17 protein-coding genes and 1 pseudogene are annotated in these 20,291 nt (G+C 51.5%); all 18 read right to left on the reverse strand.

Annotated elements, in window-relative coordinates; all coding sequences use genetic code 11:
* Positions 1 to 2 precede the first annotated feature (2 nt).
* Positions 3 to 1,106: a DegT/DnrJ/EryC1/StrS family aminotransferase gene (locus ACJ9N4_RS03380; RefSeq protein WP_411500243.1), complete on the reverse strand. Its 1,104-nt coding sequence runs from the start codon at positions 1,104 to 1,106 to the stop codon at positions 3 to 5.
* A complete protein-coding gene (locus ACJ9N4_RS03385) occupies positions 1,103 to 1,567 on the reverse strand; it encodes an acyltransferase (RefSeq protein ID WP_411500279.1) in 465 nt (154 codons plus the stop codon). The genes ACJ9N4_RS03380 and ACJ9N4_RS03385 overlap by 4 nt, the downstream gene beginning before the upstream one ends.
* Positions 1,567 to 1,962, reverse strand: coding sequence for a sugar 3,4-ketoisomerase (locus ACJ9N4_RS03390; protein ID WP_411500244.1), 396 nt, complete (start codon positions 1,960 to 1,962; stop codon positions 1,567 to 1,569). The genes ACJ9N4_RS03385 and ACJ9N4_RS03390 overlap by 1 nt, the downstream gene beginning before the upstream one ends.
* Positions 1,963 to 1,965: 3 nt before the next feature.
* Complete coding sequence (rfbA, locus tag ACJ9N4_RS03395) at positions 1,966 to 2,829, reverse strand: glucose-1-phosphate thymidylyltransferase RfbA (protein WP_411500245.1); 864 nt, start codon at positions 2,827 to 2,829, stop codon at positions 1,966 to 1,968.
* Positions 2,829 to 3,914 carry a dTDP-glucose 4,6-dehydratase gene (gene rfbB / locus ACJ9N4_RS03400; RefSeq protein ID WP_411500246.1) on the reverse strand — a complete coding sequence of 362 codons (1,086 nt, stop codon included), beginning with the start codon at positions 3,912 to 3,914 and terminating at the stop codon, positions 2,829 to 2,831. The genes rfbA and rfbB overlap by 1 nt, the downstream gene beginning before the upstream one ends.
* Positions 3,915 to 4,288: 374 nt before the next feature.
* The gene (gene galF, locus ACJ9N4_RS03405) at positions 4,289 to 5,185 is read right to left on the reverse strand and encodes a UTP--glucose-1-phosphate uridylyltransferase GalF (protein ID WP_182271971.1); all 897 of its coding nucleotides are present in this window, start codon (positions 5,183 to 5,185) and stop codon (positions 4,289 to 4,291) included.
* A gap of 215 nt (positions 5,186 to 5,400) precedes the next feature.
* Complete coding sequence (locus ACJ9N4_RS03410) at positions 5,401 to 6,396, reverse strand: NAD-dependent epimerase/dehydratase family protein (RefSeq protein ID WP_182271972.1); 996 nt, start codon at positions 6,394 to 6,396, stop codon at positions 5,401 to 5,403.
* Positions 6,397 to 6,578: 182 nt separating this feature from the next.
* Entirely contained in the window at positions 6,579 to 7,976 is a 1,398-nt protein-coding gene (gene wcaM, locus ACJ9N4_RS03415) for a colanic acid biosynthesis protein WcaM (protein ID WP_182271973.1), read from the reverse strand.
* 12 nt (positions 7,977 to 7,988) lie between these two features.
* Positions 7,989 to 9,209 (reverse strand): colanic acid biosynthesis glycosyltransferase WcaL, encoded by a 1,221-nt coding sequence (wcaL, locus tag ACJ9N4_RS03420; protein WP_182271974.1) that lies wholly within the window; start codon positions 9,207 to 9,209, stop codon positions 7,989 to 7,991.
* Positions 9,206 to 10,486: a colanic acid biosynthesis pyruvyl transferase WcaK gene (gene wcaK, locus ACJ9N4_RS03425; protein WP_182271975.1), complete on the reverse strand. Its 1,281-nt coding sequence runs from the start codon at positions 10,484 to 10,486 to the stop codon at positions 9,206 to 9,208. Before wcaK ends, wcaL begins: the two co-directional genes overlap by 4 nt.
* 17 nt (positions 10,487 to 10,503) lie before the next feature.
* Positions 10,504 to 11,982 carry a colanic acid undecaprenyl disphosphate flippase WzxC gene (gene wzxC / locus ACJ9N4_RS03430; protein WP_182271976.1) on the reverse strand — a complete coding sequence of 493 codons (1,479 nt, stop codon included), beginning with the start codon at positions 11,980 to 11,982 and terminating at the stop codon, positions 10,504 to 10,506.
* A 1-nt stretch (position 11,983) separates the two neighbouring features.
* On the reverse strand, positions 11,984 to 13,378 hold the full coding sequence (gene wcaJ / locus ACJ9N4_RS03435) for an undecaprenyl-phosphate glucose phosphotransferase (RefSeq protein ID WP_182271977.1): 1,395 nt from the start codon (positions 13,376 to 13,378) through the stop codon (positions 11,984 to 11,986).
* Positions 13,379 to 13,463: 85 nt separating this feature from the next.
* Positions 13,464 to 14,834 carry a colanic acid biosynthesis phosphomannomutase CpsG gene (gene cpsG, locus ACJ9N4_RS03440; protein ID WP_196390216.1) on the reverse strand — a complete coding sequence of 457 codons (1,371 nt, stop codon included), beginning with the start codon at positions 14,832 to 14,834 and terminating at the stop codon, positions 13,464 to 13,466.
* A 110-nt stretch (positions 14,835 to 14,944) separates the two neighbouring features.
* Positions 14,945 to 16,381 carry a mannose-1-phosphate guanyltransferase gene (gene cpsB, locus ACJ9N4_RS03445; RefSeq protein ID WP_182918648.1) on the reverse strand — a complete coding sequence of 479 codons (1,437 nt, stop codon included), beginning with the start codon at positions 16,379 to 16,381 and terminating at the stop codon, positions 14,945 to 14,947.
* Positions 16,382 to 16,384: 3 nt separating this feature from the next.
* A complete protein-coding gene (gene wcaI / locus ACJ9N4_RS03450) occupies positions 16,385 to 17,608 on the reverse strand; it encodes a colanic acid biosynthesis fucosyltransferase WcaI (protein ID WP_411500247.1) in 1,224 nt (407 codons plus the stop codon).
* A 113-nt stretch (positions 17,609 to 17,721) separates the two neighbouring features.
* Positions 17,722 to 18,195, reverse strand: a pseudogene (locus ACJ9N4_RS03455) (GDP-mannose mannosyl hydrolase); the annotation flags it as partial.
* Positions 18,196 to 18,197: 2 nt separating this feature from the next.
* Positions 18,198 to 19,163, reverse strand: coding sequence for a GDP-L-fucose synthase (fcl, locus tag ACJ9N4_RS03460; protein WP_411500248.1), 966 nt, complete (start codon positions 19,161 to 19,163; stop codon positions 18,198 to 18,200).
* A 2-nt stretch (positions 19,164 to 19,165) separates the two neighbouring features.
* Positions 19,166 to 20,287 (reverse strand): GDP-mannose 4,6-dehydratase, encoded by a 1,122-nt coding sequence (gene gmd, locus ACJ9N4_RS03465; RefSeq protein ID WP_010431938.1) that lies wholly within the window; start codon positions 20,285 to 20,287, stop codon positions 19,166 to 19,168.
* Positions 20,288 to 20,291 lie beyond the last annotated feature (4 nt).

The raw sequence follows: 20,291 nt of genomic DNA on the forward strand, positions 1-20,291 counted from the left end.
GATTAGCAGTCAAATTTATTTAATACATCAATGACATAGCTAACTTGCTCTTCTGTAAGAGTGGGATCCATTGGAATTGAAATTACTTCGCGGTGTAACTCTTCACTAAGCGGGAAACTCAGCTCCTTGAGTTCTTTATAAGCCAGCTGCCGATGAGGTGGCGTTGGATAATGAATAACAGTCTGGATATCATTATCTGTCAAGTAACGCTGAAGTGCATCCCTGTTCTTTGTCCTGATGACAAAGAGATGCCATACATGATGTTCTTCACAGGTAATAGTTGGGAGTATTATTAATTCATTTTTAATTTCTTTTAAATAGCGATTTGCGATATTCCGTCTAATACGAATATCTTCATCCAAATAGTTAAGTTTTACATTCAGGAAGGCTGCCTGTATTTCATCCAACCGGCTATTCACACCTTTGAAATCATGTTTATATTTTACTTTTGAACCATAATTCCTCAAATAACTTACCGTATCTGCTAATTCAGTATCATTAGTAGTTATAGCACCAGCATCACCCAGCGCGCCAAGGTTCTTGCCAGGGTAAAAACTAAACCCGGCGGCATCACCCCAACTTCCTGCTTTTCTACCATTGATTGAAGCACCATGAGCCTGGGCGCTGTCTTCCAATACTAATAGGTTATTATCTCTTGCAAAATTCATGATTTCGTCCATTGGGGAAATCAAGCCATAGAGATGGACAGGGAGTATTACCCGCGTATTGGCAGTAATTTGGGATTTAATATTCTCAATTGAGAGATTATAGCTGGACTCATCTGGTTCAACTAAAACAGGCTTTAACCCTGCCTCACTGATGGCCAGAATTGAAGCTATATAAGTATTGGCCGGGACAAGTACTTCATCATTTCGTTTTACTTTGCCCAGTTCTTGCCATGCTTTAAGAGTTAATGTCAGAGCGTCAAGCCCATTAGCAACACCTATGGCATGCTTCACGTTACAATACTTCGCGAAGCTTTCCTCAAATGCATTTAATTCTGTTCCTGAGATATACCATCCACTTTCAATAACTCGTACTGCAGCTTTAATTAATTCATTATTATAACGTGCGTTGGACTTCTGTAAATTAAGAAAATCAATCATTCTGCCTCCAAAAATTTCACGATTCTTGCTGGATTACCTAAAACCAGAGCATTGTCAGGAACATCTTTCGTTACAACAGAGCCTGCTCCAATCATACAATTGCGCCCAATCTTTACCCCTGGTAGAATGGTCGAATTTGCGCCAATCGATGAATTCTCACCAATTATAGTTTCATAAAATTGTGTATCATAATTTTTAGAACGAGGATATTTATCATTAGTAAAAGCAACGCAAGGGCCAATAAATACATTGTCATGAACCCTTACACCATCCCAGATATAAACACCCGATTTAATAGTTACTGAATTTCCAATGACAACGTCATTTTCGATAAAGCAGTTAGCACAAACATTGCAATTTTTTCCAATTATTGCATCTTTAAGGACAACAACAAATTGCCATATATTTGTACCTTCACCAATAGATGTTGACTGGACATCACTTAGTTTATGTATAAACATCATTTTGCCGCCAATTTAAATGTATCATAATCTCTGATATAATCAGATTCATCATACTCATTACTGGCTAAAACCATTAATACACAGTCGTCAGAAAAATCTGACATTTCCCTCCAGATTAATGAACTAACAAGTAATCCTTGAGCTGGATTATCCAAAAGAACACTTACTCTTTCGTATCCATCATCTAGCGTAAAACGACACGATCCTCTGACAGGAACAACCAACTGTTTCAGATTTTTATGGGCATGGTAGCCTCTGATTACACCTTTTTTTGTATCAAAAATGTAATAAACACGCCTAATTTCAAAGTCAATATTCTTATCTCTTTCTAAAGAGACAAGAGCCCCCCTATCATCACCATGAACCTGTAATGGGATAAGTTGGATATTCATAAGTCACCCTACTAATTTTATTAAATACTGACCATAATCATTCTTACAAAGTTGCTGGCCTCTTTTGAATAGATTTTCTTTTGTGAGCCAACCATTTCTCCAGGCGATTTCTTCAGGGCAAGCAACCATCATGCCCTGGCGCTTTTGGACCGTTTCAACAAAACTGCCAGCTTCAATCAAGCTATCATGAGTACCTGTATCAAGCCATGCAAATCCGCGGCCTAATAATTCAACATTCAAATTATTATTATGAAGATACACTTCGTTAACAGTTGTTATTTCCAGTTCACCTCTGGACGATGGTTTAATATTTTTCGCAATATTAATTACATCATTATCATAAAAATAAAGGCCTGTCACTGCCCAGTTGGATTTAGGTTTTTTCGGTTTTTCTTCAATACTCAGTGCTTTAAAATTGGCATCAAATTCCACGACACCAAACCGTTCAGGATCCATTACCTGGTAGCCAAAGACCGTTGCACCACTGACTCTGCTACTTGCCATTTGCAGTTTTGGTGTAAAACCCTGGCCGAAGAAAATGTTGTCGCCTAAAACAAGGCAAACTGAATCATTACCAATGAATTCCTCACCAATTATAAATGCCTGTGCAAGGCCATCTGGGCTTGGTTGGATGGCATAACTCAGATTAACTCCAAACTGACTTCCATCACCTAACAGCCTGACAAATCCAGCCTGATCTTCTGGTGTCGTAATAATTAAAATATCTTGTATACCCGCCAGCATTAGCACCGACAGTGGGTAATAAATCATAGGTTTATCATATATAGGGAGTAATTGTTTAGAAACCCCCATAGTAATTGGATAAAGCCTTGTTCCAGAGCCACCAGCAAGAATAATGCCTTTCATTAATTATTATCTCCATATTGTTTAGAAAGCCAGGAAGCATACGCTCCACTTTTTACATTATTGACCCACTGCTCATTCGCTAAATACCACATTACCGTTTTACGAATACCACTTTCAAAGGTTTCCTTTGGCTTCCAGCCTAGCTCATTACCAATTTTCGCTGCATCAATTGCATAGCGACGATCGTGTCCTGGGCGATCTTTGACATAGGTGATCTGATCGCGGTACGAACCTTCTTTTGGCACAATTTCATCCAACAAGTCGCAAATGGTATTAACTACATCAAGGTTCTGTTTTTCATTATGACCACCGATGTTATAGGTTTCGCCAATTTGCCCCTGAGTCACAACGGTGTACAATGCACGGGCATGATCTTCCACATACAGCCAGTCACGAATTTGGTCACCTTTGCCATAAATTGGCAGGGCCTTACCTTCCAACGCATTCAAAATAACCAGCGGGATCAATTTCTCAGGGAAGTGATACGGTCCGTAGTTATTTGAACAATTGGTAACAATAGTAGGAAAACCGTAGGTACGTAGCCACGCGCGAACCAGATGGTCACTGGAAGCTTTTGACGCAGAATAAGGGCTGCTTGGCGCATAAGCGGTGGTTTCAGTGAAGAGTGGCAGCTCGGCTGATGCAAGGTTCTCATCAGGGTGTGGCAAGTCACCATATACTTCATCCGTTGAGATGTGATGAAAACGGAAGGCTTTCTTCGCTATGTCATCCAGCGTGGACCAGTACGCACGAGCAGCTTCCAGAAGCACATAAGTGCCGACGATATTGGTTTCGATAAACGCTGCCGGGCCGGTAATAGAACGATCGACGTGGCTTTCAGCGGCCAGATGCATCACAGCATCTGGCTTATGCTCTGCGAAGATACGATCCATTGCATTTTTGTCACAAATATCCGCATGTTCAAAGGCATATCGGTCGCTATCGCTGACTTCACTAAGCGACTCAAGGTTACCGGCATAGGTCAACTTATCCACATTGACGACATTGTCCTGGGTATTTTTAATAATATGTCGTACAACCGCTGAGCCGATAAAGCCGGCCCCGCCCGTCACAAGAATTTTCACGTTATCTGTTCCATCTATTAGACATGTGTAGATATTGGTACTCTGAAACCCTGCTAATAATCGTGATTCCAGAAATTATGCACGCTACCGCCCCTGGCTTGACAGCTACCAGTGCACTGAGCGAAGTTTGAATATGTCATTTGCTGTGGTCTGAAACCGGATCGAAATTGCCGCTAGACAACTGCAAAACTGGCGCTAATTGTCGTCCTATTCGACTGAAGAAACAAGCACAAATCGTTACAAATCAGCCCAAAAACGCACCAGATAACTTGCTGTTATTATTGATTTTTATAATAAAAAACGACAACCACCATTCTGATTACATAATGACTTAACAGAGTAGTGGTTGCCGTTTATGTTAGCGCAGAGGTATATCAGTCGTTAGCCAGCAATTTCTCAATTCGGCTTCGGAACTTCGTCCCTTCCTTCAGGTTACGCAGCCCGTAGTTCACAAATGCCTGCATATACCCCATTTTCTTACCGCAGTCGTAGCTGTCGCCGGTCATCAGCATGGCATCAACAGACTGTTTTTTCGCCAGCTCGGCAATTGCATCAGTCAGTTGAATACGGTCCCAGGCACCTGGCTCGGTTTTTTCCAGTTCGGTCCAGATATCCGCATTGAGGACATAACGTCCTACCGCCATCAAATCGGAATCCAGCGTCTGTGGCTGATCCGGTTTTTCGATGAACTCAACGATACGGCTCACCTGCCCTTCCGTCTCCAGCGCTTCTTTTGTCTCAATAACCGAGTACTCAGAAAGGTCGCCATCCATGCGTTTAGCCAGTACCTGGCTACGACCGGTTTCATTAAACCGTGCGACCATTGCCGCCAGGTTGTAACGCAGCGGATCTGCAGAAGCACTATCGATAATGATATCCGGCAGTACCACGATAAACGGATTGTCACCGACAATCGGGCGAGCGCACAAAATGGAATGCCCCAGACCCAGCGGCTGCGCCTGACGCACGTTCATGATGGTCACGCCAGGAGGACAGATAGACTGAACTTCCGCCAGCAGCTGACGCTTTACGCGCTGCTCAAGCAACGCTTCGAGTTCATAAGAGGTGTCGAAGTGGTTCTCTACTGCATTCTTGGAAGAATGTGTAACCAGGACGATTTCTTTGATACCTGCAGCAACAATCTCATCGACGATGTATTGAATCATCGGTTTGTCGACGATCGGTAGCATCTCTTTAGGAATGGCTTTTGTGGCTGGCAGCAAATGCATGCCCAGACCCGCTACCGGAATGACTGCTTTCAAATTAATCATTATTTCTTCCACCTTAAAATGGTTGACGAAGTATAGACCTGACCAGGAAGAATGCCTGATTAATGAAGTCTACTGCGCCTCATGCAAATCATGTTTCGAGCTGAAACTCACACTACTTAAGCTCATTACGCCTCAAGTGTGACCCAGAATTGTCGGAAACCCTACCGCAAAAGGTAATTAATCGCCTGTTTCCGACAAATCGCACTAATCAGGCGTTACTCAGACATGAAGGTGATGTCATCTTTCTTTTCATGGACAAACTCATACTTCAATGTACGGTCTAATCCCTGAGACAAGGTATACGGCGCGTTAAAACCTGAGCTGTGCACTTTGCTGGCATCGAACTGGGTGGTCGCACAGAATTTTTTTACCCGCACAGAACTGATTGCATATTTTTTTCCGGTGATTTTGCTAAGAATATCAAAGCAATACCCACCAACCATACCCAGTGGGTACGGCAAATGAACTGATGGGATCTTCTTGCTAAGACTCTTTTCAACTTCAGATACTAACTGATTCATGTTCAGATCGGGCTTGTCGACATAGTTGTATACATCATAGCCAGCCTTGACGTTCGCCAGCTTGAATTTGATAAACCCGACAATATTCCCAACGTAAGCCATTGATTTATAGTTGGTGCCTGCACCAACCATAGCAAATTTGCCACCCGCAATTTGCTTCAGGAGGTTGTATACGTTGCCGCGATTACGTTCTCCAAAGATTACCGTTGGTCGCACAATAGTCAAAGAACGTTCCTGAGGCGATTTATCGAACCATTCGCGTAAAACCTCTTCGGCTTGCCATTTGCTTTTGCCGTAGTGGTTGAAAGGATCTTGAGGATGCGTTTCATCAGGATTGACTTTATTAAGGCCATAAACGGCAACTGAGCTGGTAAAAATAATGTTTTTGACATTATTTTTTTCCATTGCAGCCAAAACGTTACGCGTGCCTTGAACATTGACATCATAGTAGAGCGACGTTGGGCTCACATCATCGCGATGTTCAGCCGCCAGGAGCACCACCGTGTTAAACCCTGCGAGAGCCTGATCGAGTTGTTCCTGGTTTCGGACATCACCAGTGACAGTGATATCAGGATAGAAGTGACTTTGCTGCTTATCGAAGTTTGTTACGTCAAATTCATTCCGGGCAATCTCAATCAAACGTGTCCCAACAAAGCCAGACGCGCCAATAAACAAAACTTTATCGTTCATAAACCACTCAATGCGTTATGTGTTCTGGGCAAACCCACGGTTGGTACTATCTTCCGTAAGGCACCGCTCTAGATAAGACGTATGTTGCAAATAATGGCACGGATTATAGACCCTAAATGGGCCGAGTTCAGTAACAAAATTTAGGGGGATCATCGAACTCAACCGAACGTCCCCATCTTAATTTATTTGCCCTGGCTGGGAAGCACAAAATTCAGCCGTTCCGTATTCACCACCAACTGATCGACACGGTCGATATCTACCGAACTCTGCCCTTTCTCGTTTACCGCCTTGATGTTTGCCATCGACAGCAACGTCTCGTCTTTTGCCATAAACTTCCCGCGTACATCTTTGCGCAGATCAAAGTTCATCTTCAGCGCAGGTCCAATAGCAGCCTCCTGCATCACATTGATATTGCGTAAGAAAAGATGCTGTGGTTTGTTGTGCAGTTCCAGCGTGGCGCGCTGTATGTCAACGTTGGTAATGGCGACGAACGAGGTGGCATTACCGGATGAAATCTGTATTCCGCGCAACTTATAGTCAAGCTGACGATTATCAAGGCGAATATCGCTAAGCCTGAAGTTTTGTGGAATCGACAGATAATCCCCCTTTATTACACCATAGCCGATTAACATTCCGGCGCTATTGACCATATCAACATTATCGATGACGAAATTGTCACAGCCATAAATGGCGACGGTGGCGTTGTCTATTCCCGCCTTTTTGCTGAAATCCGGCGTGATATTTTTTGCCTTTATATTCCGAATGATAAAGTGCTTCCCGTTCTCGACGTGCACTAGCTGACGGCAATTGCTGCCCGTGATATTCGCCACCACAAAGTTCTTCACGGTCTGCTTTTCCGGGTAGTCGTTGTCGTAGGTGCTGCCGGCAAGGCCAATACCTATCCCCCAGTTGGTCTTACCGTTGGTGCAGTTGATATTGTCAATCACATGGTCGGAGATCAGGATATTGCGGTCGTTGATGGCCACGTTCCACTCAATGGCATCCCCCTGCAAATGGCTGAATCGACTGTTAGTAATACGGGCACCATCAACCTGGTTATAGAACCCCTGGCGCAGAATGGCGTAGTTGGCCTGGCTCACGCTGATATTATCAATCACCAGATTACGCATAACAGCAGGCTGCTTACCGCCGATGAAAATCTGCGCGACAGGGCCAAAACCGCTCATCGCCAGCCCTTTTATCTCGCAGTCAGAGCCGCGAACATCCAGCGTGATGTTCTCCGTGCGTCCCGCGCCTTCGCCAATGACTTTGCTCCCTTCCTGCAGGACAAAACGTCCCCGGCCATTCCCTTTCAATGCCCCCCGGATCAGCAGCGTTTTGCCGTCGGGAATGAAAATCCCGGTATTGATGTTTTCACAGGTGAATCCGGCAGGGACAACGACGGTATCGCCTTCGCTAAACGCTTGCTTAAACGCGGCGATCCAGTCGTTATTGTTGTACTGATTCACAGAGACCGTCTTCCCGGCTGCCGCGTTCGCCGCACGGGAGGACAACAACGGCATGGCTGCCAGGACGGATAAGGAAGAGACAAAGCGGCGTCGAGTCATCTTTTTCAGCATACAACCTCGGTGTTACAACGTTTGCAGCAGGCTCGCTAACTGGCGATTAATCACCTGCTGGTTAAATTCTGCCTCAACTTTTTGTCGGGCATTGTGCAGCACAGGTACCAACGTCTGCGGGTCGATTTCGCTAAATGCGGCCAGACGATCGGCAAGGGCTGGCGCATTGTTCTCGGGCACCAGCCAGCCAGAATAGTCAGACTGGATCAACTCCGGGATCCCGCTGTGTACGGTCGATACCACCGGAATACCGACAGCCATCGCCTCCATCAGTGCCACCGGGATCCCCTCCATATCACCATCGGCTCCGGTCACGGACGGCAGCAGGAACACATCGGCTTCATCAAGCATCACTTTTACCTCGTGGCTCGGCTTGAAGCCCGGCATGTCGACATAGTCTTCCAGCTGATACTGTTCGATAAGCGTGCGCAGGCGGCGCTCCCACGGGCCAATACCCAGAATGCGATAACGAAAATCAACGCCGCGCGCCTTCAACTGGCGGCAGGCCTCAATAGCCACATGCAGCCCTTTTTTCTCGGTCAGACGGGCAACAGAGATAATCTGCAACGATGTACCCGGCACCTTCACCGGACGCAGGGTAAAACGCGCCAAATCAACGCCCATTCGCGAAACGGTGATTTTCTCCCCCGGGCAGCCCATGCTTTTCAGCCGTCCGGCCCACAACTCGCTGATGGGCAGCATCATGTCGCCGCGGCGAAAAAGCTGCTGATACTCCGGCGTGTAGTGGTTCAACACTTCGCGGCTGGAGATATCAATCCCGTGAAAAATGGTCGCTATTTTGCCGTCAATCACCCCCAGTTCGCGCAGTTTGGCTGCGGTGACGCCCGCCGGACCAAAGTGGGCGATAAACACATCGGCACGGTACGGCTGCGCCGTTTGTCCGCAGATGGCCGAGAGGATCAGATTGCGTGATTCCGCACCGTAGCGCGAAACATTCAGCGCACGCCAGGTCGAGGGACGATGGATGCCACGCAGGGTTTGTCTGGCCCGGTGGCGCAGCTTACTCATTCTTCCGGACGGTTCATCCTGGAGCCAGCGGGTTTTCGCCTCCAGCCCATATTGCGTATAGGCCGCATGGGTGTTTTGCGTATCGCCCTTTTGCAGGGCGATAATCTCCACGTCATATCCCATATCGATAAACGCGGTGATTTGGTTCAGCACAAAAGTTTCTGACGACAACGGAAATTTCAGTAAGAAGAAACCAACCTTCATTTCCCCTCCCCGACGCGCTCAAGGACAGATTTCACCATCCCGATCCCTTTTTCGCGCTCCGCTTTCACCGCCACGGCCAGACGTTCGTTAATGGCTGGTAGCTGTCCCAGGGTATCGCCAACCATCGCCCCGAGGGAACCGTCCAGCAAGTGACGGATATCAACCGCCATCTCAGGCATGCCGAGCTGCTGCATAATGCCCGCTGATTTGTGCTCGTAGTTAATGGCAATTGCAGGCGTGCCAAAGTTCATGGAGATAATCGCCGAGTGCAGACGAGTACCCACGGTCAGGTCGCAGGCCGAGAGCAGCTTGCCCATCTCCAGGTCGTTCAGTTCGTCCATCACCACGTGATAGCGCGATGGATCATTCACCAGATGGCGCAGGTTCAGCGCTACCATACGGTCATCTTTGTTATAACTGTCGATACCGGTACAGGTAGAGAGCGCCAGCACCTGATAACCGCTGTCCAGTATGCGGTTAACCACTCCGGCGAAGGCTTCTTCATACGCCGCCTGGGTCGTGCCAAGACGCTTGTCGAATGGCGCAAGCTCGCGCAGGGTAATAGCAACGGTTTTCTGTTTTGCCACCACATCCAGCCAGTGCTGCACCGCATAGCTTGCCTGGAAACGGTCGTCCTGATGATCCACCAGCCAGGCGGTATCCACACCGTGCTCAACTTTTGAGGTGTCGATATCGCTGCGCTTCATCAGATTAAGGCTCACCGATTCACGCAGGATCAGCGCATCACAGTGGGCAAACACATAGTTCGCCAGCTGGTTAAACTGCGGATCCTGGAATGGCCCCACGCTGTGACCAATCATAAACAGCGGTTTTTTTGCCATAAACGTACAGAGTGCATGCTCAAATTGCGGCACACCATAGAGATCGACAAAGAAAGAGCCACCGACCTGAATAATGGCGTCATAGCCCGACAGCAGGCGAACAAAATCGGTAAAACCTTGTGCAATGGCAATGTTGCGCAGCTTGCCGGTATCAGTGACGCGTGAAAGCAACACCTGGTGCTGGTAGCGACGGCGCAGCACTTTCTTCACCCGCCCCATCACACCGGCAACGTTGTTGTGCTGTTTCATCTGGCTGTAGAGCGGGTCGCCCATCACCGGACGGTTCAGCAACCAGGATGAGCTGACCGGATAACGGCTCATCACATCTACTTCTGTCTCAGGCTCAAGAGTGTTAATTGCATCCAATAAACCGCGCAGAATGGCGCTGTCGCCACGGTTGCCGCAGGTATGGTTGCCAAGGATAAGTAATTTCATAATGGCCTCTTAAAGAATTAGCCTGCGCGAAGCAGCGTTTTCATTTTTTCGTTACGGCAAAACTGGCGCTTCATCTCCACCACCAGCGCATTACGTGACAGCACCATCATCACCCCGAACGCAACCGCACCAGCGACAATCTGCACCGCCAGTAAAGCGACCAGCGGCAGATGGCCGCTGAGCACCACGCCCAGGCCATAGCTGACAACAAGCGTTGGCAATGAGAGATAAAACGGTAGCCACAGGCTGAGGATGTACTGACGATAGCTGGAGCCCAGCACCGGTTTGATCATCACGAAGTAGCTCAGAACGGTATTGATGATCTGCACCATCAGGAAGCCGAGCGTGACGCCGATAGCCCCTGCCATGTGCCCACCAACGATAATCGCCGGAATAAACAGGAAGGTTTTGAACACATTGAATTTGAAGCTGATATCAACGCGCGCTTTTGCCATCAGCAGGGAACCAATCGGGTTACCAACGGAGCGCAGCAGCCCCACCACGCACAGCAGTTGCAGGATGGGAATGATGCTGTCCCACTTCTCGCCAAACACCAGCGGCACAACGTTGCTGGAAACCACCATCAGCCCCAGCAGCACCGGGAAGTTGATAATGCCCACCACGGAAAGCAACTTGTAGAAATTGACCCGCAGCTTCCCGGTATCATCCTGAATTTTGGCGAACGCCGGGAACAGCACGCGGGTGATGATCGGGTTCAGTTTCATCGGCGGCACCACCGCGACGTTGTAGGCCAGGTTATAGCCCCCCGCGACGCTCGCCCCCAGAATGCGCGCCAGCACCAGGGTGGAGAGGTTGGTGTTGACGTAGTTGATGATGCTGTCAGCCGTCAGCCACGCGCCAAAGCGCAGGTTAGATGACACCGAGGCCAGTGAGAAATGCAGCCCCGGGCGGTAAATCTTGCGGCCAAAGAAGCCGAACAGCAGCGTGCGTACGGTTGAGTTCACCAGATACCCGAGGATAGCCGTCATTGCCAGCGGCCAGAAATGGGCGCTCACCACGGTGAAGGTAAAGCCCGCCAGCACGGCACTGGTTTCAATCATGCCGATCTTGTTGAACTCCAGCTCTTTTTGCATCAACGCGCGGAACTGTTGCCCGTGTGGGATCACCACAAAGGCAAACGAGAGCGTGCGCATCAGCGGGGCAAGATCCGGGTTGTTCAGCACACTGGCGATGGTGTCACTCAGCAGGAACACCAGCACAAAAACGACGATCCCAAGCCCAACGTTCAGCCAGTAGAGCGTGGTCAGCTCCAGCTGGCTAATCTCCTTGCGCTGAATAATCGAGTTGGCGATCCCGAAGTCAGACAGCGTATCGGCCAGCGCGATAATCACCAGCGATACGGTCAGCAGACCAAACTGGTGATTATCAATAATGCGCGCCAGCACCGTCATCTGCACCAGCCCCAGGCCGATAATGACAATGGTCGCCATTGCTGACCACTTCGCGCCGCTGATGGTTTTTTCACGTAAGCTCATCTTAGTACGCCGCTTTGTTCACAAAACCTTTGAAGATGGTCAGAAAGACGATCTTGATATCAAACCAGAGGCTCCATTCACGGATGTACTCCAGGTCGAACTCGATGCGTTTTTCCATTTTTTCCAGCGTGTCGGTTTCACCGCGCCAGCCGTTGATCTGCGCCCAGCCGGTGATACCAGGCTTCACCTTATGGCGCAGCATGTAACCTTCAATCAGCGAGCGATACTGCTCGTTATGAGCCACCGCGTGCGGACGTGGCCCAACAATCGACATTCCACCGGTAAAGACGTTGATAAACTGCGGCAGCTCATCCAGCGACGTGCGACGCAGGAAGTTACCCACCCGCGTGACGCGTGGGTCATTTTGCGTCGCCTGAGTCACCACTTTGTCGTTCTCCATCACCTTCATGGAGCGGAACTTCCACACCATAATCGGTTTACCGTCTATGCCGTAGCGGGTCTGGCGGAAGATAATCGGGCCTGGAGAACTCAGCTTGACCGCCAGCGCAATGCAGCACAGCACCGGGGAGATCAGCAGTAAAATCAGTGAGGAAAGAATGATATCTTCGATGCGCTTAAGCACGCGGTTAATGCCCGACAGCGGCGTGTCATACAGCGGTACCACCGGCACACCGTTCACCTCATCAATACGCGAGTGCAGAATATTGAAGGTAAAGACGTCAGGGATGAGGATCACCGAGCAGGTGGTATCTGCAAGTTTGCGAACCAGACGCTTAATGCACGCTTCCTCACTCATTGGCATGGCAATGTAGACGTTATGGATTTTGCCCGCTTTTGCATCGTCGAGCAGTTGTTCAACATTCCCGGCCCAGTCGGACGAAACGCCTCCCGGTCTGGCATCGTGATAAATCCCTACAACCTCAAGACCCAGCCACGGCTCTTTGCGGAAACTGTCCAGCAGGGCTTGTCCGACCGGCAAGTCACCCGCCACGGCAACATAACGCGTGTTGTAGCCGCGATTGCGCAGCCAGCCCGCGCCATAGCGAATGAGCGAACGGCAGACCACCATGCCGACGCTGGTTAGCAGGTACCAGCACAGATAGGTCACCAGCCGGTTGTCAAAATCACGGCTAAACGCCACCAGCCCGGCGCTGAAAATCAGGCTTAACGTCCAGTTTTGCAGTAACAGCATCAGCTCAGTGGTAATTTTTACGCCGCGCCACGAACGGTAGAAATCGGTTATCCCACCGATCATCTGAAACACCACCAGCGCAATCAGAGCCATCAGCAAATGCATGTACAGGAAGGGTTGGCCGCTCACCCAACACACCGCCCACAATCCACCGACCATGATGGTGATATCGGAAAAACGCTGCACCATAGAGATTAACGATGCATTCGTTCTCGCTCGCTCGCGTTTTTTTAGATTCGTCATCGTTGTTCCTTTCGTTCAAAACCTGCCCCTCACCCCACCCTCTCCCCAAAGGGGAGAGGGTGGGGTGAGGGGTAAGGTTTTCGTTTTACTGATTCAACAGCGCCAGAATGTCCTGCGTTCGCGCTTCCATCAGTGGGACATCCGCCCGTGATTCCACATTCAGGCGCACCACCGGCTCGGTGTTTGAAGAACGCAGATTGAAGCGCCACTGCGGGAACGACATGCTGATGCCGTCGGTACGGTCAATTTCCAGCGCGTGAATGGCAAAGTGCTGCTCCACGCGGGCAATAGCGTCGGCAGGTTGCGCCAGTTTGCTGTTGATCTCCCCGCTTGCCGGGAACGCCGCCATACGGTCGCGCACCAGTTCGCCCAGCGTCTGTCCTTTCAGACACAGCAGCTCAGCCACCAGCAGCCACGGGATCATTCCGCTGTCGCAGTAGGCAAAATCACGGAAGTAGTGGTGGGCGCTCATCTCGCCGCCATAAATGGCATCTTCTTCGCGCATACGCTCTTTAATGAAAGCGTGACCGGTTTTGGACATCACCGGCTGGCCACCCGCCGCAGCAACCACGTCAACGGTGTTCCAGGAAAGACGCGGATCGTGAATGATTTTCGCCCCCGGGTTCTTCTCGAGGAACGCTTCCGCCAGCAGACCGACAATGTAGTAACCTTCGATAAACTGGCCTTTCTCGTCGAACAGGAAGCAGCGGTCGAAATCACCGTCAAAGGCGATGCCCATATCCGCACCGTGCTCAATCACCGCGTTACGGGTGTCATCGCGACACTCCGGCAGCAGCGGGTTCGGGATCCCGTTAGGGAAATTACCGTCAGGCGTGTTGTGGACTTTAACGAAGGTCACCGGCACGTTCAGCGCCTTAAAGCGGGCTTCCAGCGCATCGACAACCGGACCTGCGGCACCGTTGCCAGAGTTGATCACCAGCGTGAGCGGTTTGAAATTCGCCACATTGATGTAGCCCAGCAGGTGGTCAATGTAGGCTTTTTGCAGGTTGATCTGCTTGTAGCTGCCGCGTTGTGCTTCGTTCACCGGCGGGAAGTCGTTAGCTTCCGCCAGACGCTGCACGTCGCGCAGGCCGGTGTCACCGCTGATAGGTCGCGCGCCCTTGCGCACCAGCTTCATGCCGTTGTAATCCATCGGGTTATGGCTGGCGGTCACTTCGATACCGCCGTCCACGCCAAGGTGGAAGGTGGCAAAATAGATCTCTTCGGTACCGGAAAGGCCGATGTCCAGTACATCCACACCCGCATCCTGCAACCCTTTTGCCAGCGCCAGCTTCAGCGACTCACTGGTCAGACGCACATCACCGCCCAGCACGATGGTCTGCGGTTTTAAATATTCGCCGTACGCGCGGCCAATGCGCCACGCAATATCTTCATTCAGCTCTTCACCCAGCTTGCCGCGAATATCGTAGGCTTTAAAACAGGTTAATTTTTCCATGATGACCCCTTTTTCAGGCAACAGTTGGCCCTGACCACTAAATGGCCAAATTCATTTTTGTCATTTGTAGGCCCGGTAAGCACTGCGCCACCGGGCAAGATGCTAAGGTGCTATACCCGGCCGTAACGATCCTGGAAGCGAACAATGTCGTCCTCTTCCAGATACGAACCGGAGCGCACTTCAATTAAATCGAGAGGAATTTTCCCCGGGTTTTCCAGGCAGTGCGTTGCCCCGAGCGGGATGTACACCGATTCGTTTTCACCCAGCAGTTTGATCTCACCGTCGATGGTGACTTTGGCAGTGCCCGCCACCACAACCCAGTGCTCAGCGCGGTGATGGTGCATCTGTACCGACAGTCCTTCACCCGGCTTCACGGTGATGCGTTTCACCTGGTAGCGGTCGCCCGCATCGATGGAGTCATATTTCCCCCACGGACGGTAGACTTCGCGATGAATATGGTGTTCATGACGGCCATCGGCCTTGATCTTCTCCACCACTTTTTTCACGTCCTGCACGGCATTACGGTCGGCAATCAGCACAGCATCTTTGGTCTGAACGACCACCAGATCCTTCACCCCCACCGTCGTCACCAGGCCTGATTCGGCATAAACGTAGCTGTTTACCGTCTTGTGACTAATCACATCACCGTGATGAACGTTACCCTCCGGGGTATGGGCGCTGATCTCCCACAGTGAGGACCAGGAGCCGACATCGCTCCAGCCTGCATCCATCGGCACCACGACGGCGTCTGCCGTGCGTTCCATCACCGCGTAGTCGATGGACTCTTCCGGGCAGGCGAGGAAGGCGTCTTCATCCACACGAATAAAGTCGAGATCCGGGTCAACCACGTCCATCGCTTTTTCGCAGGCGCTTAAGATATCCGGACGATACTTCTGCAGCTCTTCCAGATAGCGCCCGGCGCGGAACAGGAACATGCCGCTGTTCCAGTAGTATTCACCGCTGGCCACATAAGCCTGTGCGGTTTCAAGATTGGGTTTTTCGACAAACTGCGCCACGTCAAACGCCACGCTATCGCCTTCACCTGGCGTTACCGTGCCACGGCGGATGTAGCCGTAACCCGTTTCCGGCAGATCCGGCACGATGCCGAAGGTCACCAGCTTGCCGCTGTCGGCGTAAGGAATGGCAGCTCGTACCGCATCACGGAACGCGTCTTCCTGCTGAATGACGTGGTCTGCCGCCAACACCAGCATCAACGGATCACAATCCGGGCTGCTGCGTTTTGCTGCCAGTGCCGCCAGGGCGATAGCCGGTGCCGTATTGCGTCCGGCAGGCTCCAGAATGATATTTTCAGTGAGTTTATTCAGCTGGCGCAGCTGCTCGGCAACGATAAAGCGGTGTTGTTCGTTACAGATCACCACCGGGCTTTCACACTCCACGCCGTGCAAACGGTTAACCGTCGTTTGCAGCATGGTGAGATCCCCTTTCAGGCAGAGGAACTGTTTTGGATAGAGCACGCGGGACAGCGGCCACAACCGGCTACCAGAGCCACCTGCCATCACAACCGGATACAACGTGGTTTGACTCATGATTTATCCCCGTATATCTGCAATAAATTGGCTCAGCACGTTCTCTTTCTCGAGCGTACGCTCGGCATATTCACGTGCCACCGTGTTCACTTTTGGCATGGCAAGTGCCTGCTCAATTCCACTCACCAGCGCAGAGACTGATTCCGGCTCCACGCAAACGGCGATCCCCGGATAGCTGCTGCATAACTGGCCTAATTCGGTTGCGGCTTCTGCCGTAATCACCGCATTACCGCCCACCGCCAGAATGTTGGTCAGCTTGGACGGCAGCACCGCATCTGCCGCGCCGCGCTTTTGCACCACCAGATGGCAGTCGCCCATCTTCAGCAACGCAGGCAGTGCCTCGTACAACTGAAGGGGGAAGAATTTCACATTTGTCAGGCCACGCTCGCTTGCCATCTTCTCCAGCCGCGCTTTCCCACCGCCCTGCCCGACAATCACAAACATCCACGAATGTTTACTAAGCTGTTGCGCGGCCTCGATAACGCTCTCCAGCCCCTGCTTTTCGCCGATGTTGCCGGAGTAAAGAATGATTTTTTGTTCTTCAGGCAAACCAAGCTGGGCACGTAACGCCTGCGCGTCACTTTCTGTCACGTCACGAAAACGCGCCACTTCAGACCAGTTCGGGAAAAAGATCACTTTCTCCGCCGCCACGCCCTTCTCCTGGGCTTTATTCATCATTGAGCGCGAGATGGTCGAAACGTAATCGACGTTATGCAGATTGCTACGCTCAAAAGCGCTGGCAAGCTTCGCAACGACGCCGCTCTTGCCTTTACCTGCCATCCCCAGGCCAAGCATGGCGTCCACTTCATAGTCCTGAATATGCAGCAGGGTGCGCGCGCCGGAGAGTTTGCCCAGCAGGCGCATGCCTGGCGTGCAAAACAGCGTCGGCACCACGCCGATAATGCGATCCGGCTTCCAGCGACGTTGCGCCATCAGCGGGAAGAAACTGCTCAGGGCAAAGCTGCCCAGATGAAGTAAACGTTTTAGCGTCGAGGGCTGCTTCGGCACGTACAGCGGGCAGCGCCACACCGTCGCGGCCCCCTCTTCGCGGCGATAACGCCAGCTGGAGTAGCGCTCGCCCACCTTCCACTCCGGGTAGTACGGCGGCGCGGTAATGACCCGCACGTCATGTCCCTGGATCGCCATCCACTCGACCATCTCGCCGGTGTATTTCCCGATACCGGTTAGCTCCGGCGAGTAGTTAATTCCATATACGAGGATCTTCATACACTTCATCCTTCAACCTGACTCTGCGTTGGCTGCGTCTGCTCACCCCAGTCACTTGCTTCAGGATCCCCAGTCTTGCCGCCTTGATCCAGGCAGAATGATTTCGTGTAACATCCCGGCACCTCAGCCTGACGTTCCGTGAGGAAATACGCCCGACTGTTGTCATGCACGTTACCACTGGCAAGCAGCGCCTCTGGCGTCAGCCAGCGGTAGTCGTCATGCTGGGAATCAGGCAGACACAGGTCTGCCTCACTCACCCTCAGGCGGAACCCCAGCACGATGTAGTGCGTGGAGAATCCGGTGCCTGAAAAGTTATCGTCATAGAAGTGCTGCCAGACTCCGTAAAACTGGCCCGCTGCCATCGGCAGTTGCAGGCCCAGCTCCGCCAGAGTAAGACGCTCAAAGGCAGTTGCCAGCGTCTCATCCTTCTGCACGCGCCCGCCGGGCACGAACCAGAAGCCCTGTGCAGGACGGTTGGTTCGTTTCCCCAGCAAGAACTCGCCGCGTTCGTTCCCGACGATCAAATCGATTGAGATGAGCGGCGTAGAACGCACTACCGTGGCAAAATCTTCCTGACTTAAAAACATCGTTACCCCCGAAAGCGGTGCTGGTTTTCCAGGAACCACTGGTAAGTGCTGGCCAGCCCCTGCTCCAGTGACACCTCGTGATACCAGCCCAACTGATGCAGACGGGTCACGTCCAGCAGTTTACGCGGCGTGCCGTCCGGTTTGGTGGCATCAAACACCACGCGGCCCTTGTAGCCCACCACTTTGGCGATGGTCTGCGCCAGCTCGCGAATGGTGCAGTCCACGCCCGTGCCCACGTTGATGTGCGACAGCATCGGCTCGGTGTTCTCCTGCCACACCTCGCGATCCAGCTCCATCACGTGAATGCTGGCAGCCGCCATATCATCTACGTGCAGAAACTCACGCATCGGCGTACCGCTTCCCCACACCACCACGTCCGGTGTGTTCTCGGCGGTTGCCTCGTGGAAGCGACGCAACAGCGCCGGGATCACGTGCGAATTGCTCGGATGGAAGTTGTCATGCGGCCCGTACAGGTTGGTCGGCATCACCGAGCGATAGTCGCGACCATACTGACGGTTGTAGGATTCACACAGCTTGATCCCGGCAATTTTGGCAATCGCGTATGGCTCGTTGGTCGCTTCAAGCGTGCCCTGCAACAGCTCACTTTCCGCAATCGGCTGTGTTGCCATTTTCGGGTAGATACAGGATGACCCGAGGAACAACAACTTGTTCACGTTATGCAGATGCGCTGCGTGAATGATGTTGCTCTCGATCATCATGTTCTCGTAGATGAAATCCGCCGGGTACGTGTTGTTGGCAACAATGCCACCCACTTTTGCCGCCGCCAGATACACCTGGTCAATGCATTCATTCGCAAAGAACGCCTGCACAGCCTTGCTGTCGAGCAGGTTCAGCTCGTCGCGGGTGCGGACAATCACCTCTACGTCACCGCGCTGCTTCAGCTGGCGTTCAATCGCGGAACCCACCATTCCGCGATGGCCGGCGACAAAAATACGTTGTTTCGTCATTCTTAAGACTCCAGCGCGATGGCAACCTCGTAGCCATGAGACTTAAGCAGGGAGTGTTTTTTCGCTGCTTCAAGATCTTTGGCCACCATCTCGGAAACCATCTCCTGCAGAGTGGTTTCGGGTTTCCAGCCCAGGGTTTCGTGCGCTTTGGTTGGATCGCCCAGCAGGGTTTCCACTTCCGCAGGGCGGAAGTAACGCGGGTCAACCTGCACAATCACGTCGCCCGGCTTCACGCCCGGTGCGTCGTGGCCGGTTACCGAAACCACAATGCCCTTCTCTTCCACGCCGGTACCTTCGAAGCGCAGTTTGATGCCCAGCTGTGCTGCGGCCATCTCAACGAACTGACGCACGGAGTACTGCACGCCGGTGGCAATCACGAAGTCTTCTGGTTTATCCTGCTGCAGCATCATCCACTGCATTTTTACGTAGTCTTTGGCATGGCCCCAGTCACGCAGGGAGTCCATGTTGCCGAGGTGCAGGCAAGATTCCAGACCCTGAGCAATGTTGGCGATAGCTCGGGTGATTTTGCGGGTGACGAAGGTTTCGCCGCGACGCGGGGATTCGTGGTTGAACAGAATGCCGTTACAGGCGTACATGCCATAGGATTCACGATAGTTCACGGTGATCCAGTAGGCGTATAGTTTGGCTACCGCATACGGAGAGCGCGGGTAGAACGGCGTGGTCTCTTTCTGTGGGATTTCCTGCACCAGGCCGTACAGCTCAGAGGTGGACGCCTGGTAGAAACGGGTTTTCTTCTCAAGACCGAGGAAGCGAATGGCTTCCAGCAGGCGCAGGGTACCCATTGCATCAACATCAGCGGTGTATTCCGGGGATTCGAAGGAGACCGCAACGTGGCTCATCGCGCCCAGGTTGTACACTTCATCCGGCTGCACTTCCTGCAGGATGCGGGTCAGGTTGGAGGAATCGGTCAGATCGCCGTAATGCAGATGGAATTTCGGGTTCGCGGAATGAGGATCCTGGTAGATATGGTCAACACGCTCGGTGTTGAACGAAGAAGCACGACGCTTGATACCGTGTACTTCATACCCTTTTTCCAGCAGTAATTCTGCCAGGTAAGAACCATCCTGTCCGGTAACGCCGGTGATGAGAGCGACTTTAGACATGTTT

The sequence above is a fragment of the Enterobacter sp. LM3 genome (genome assembly GCF_046622475.1).
Lineage (GTDB): Bacteria > Pseudomonadota > Gammaproteobacteria > Enterobacterales > Enterobacteriaceae > Enterobacter > Enterobacter cloacae_P.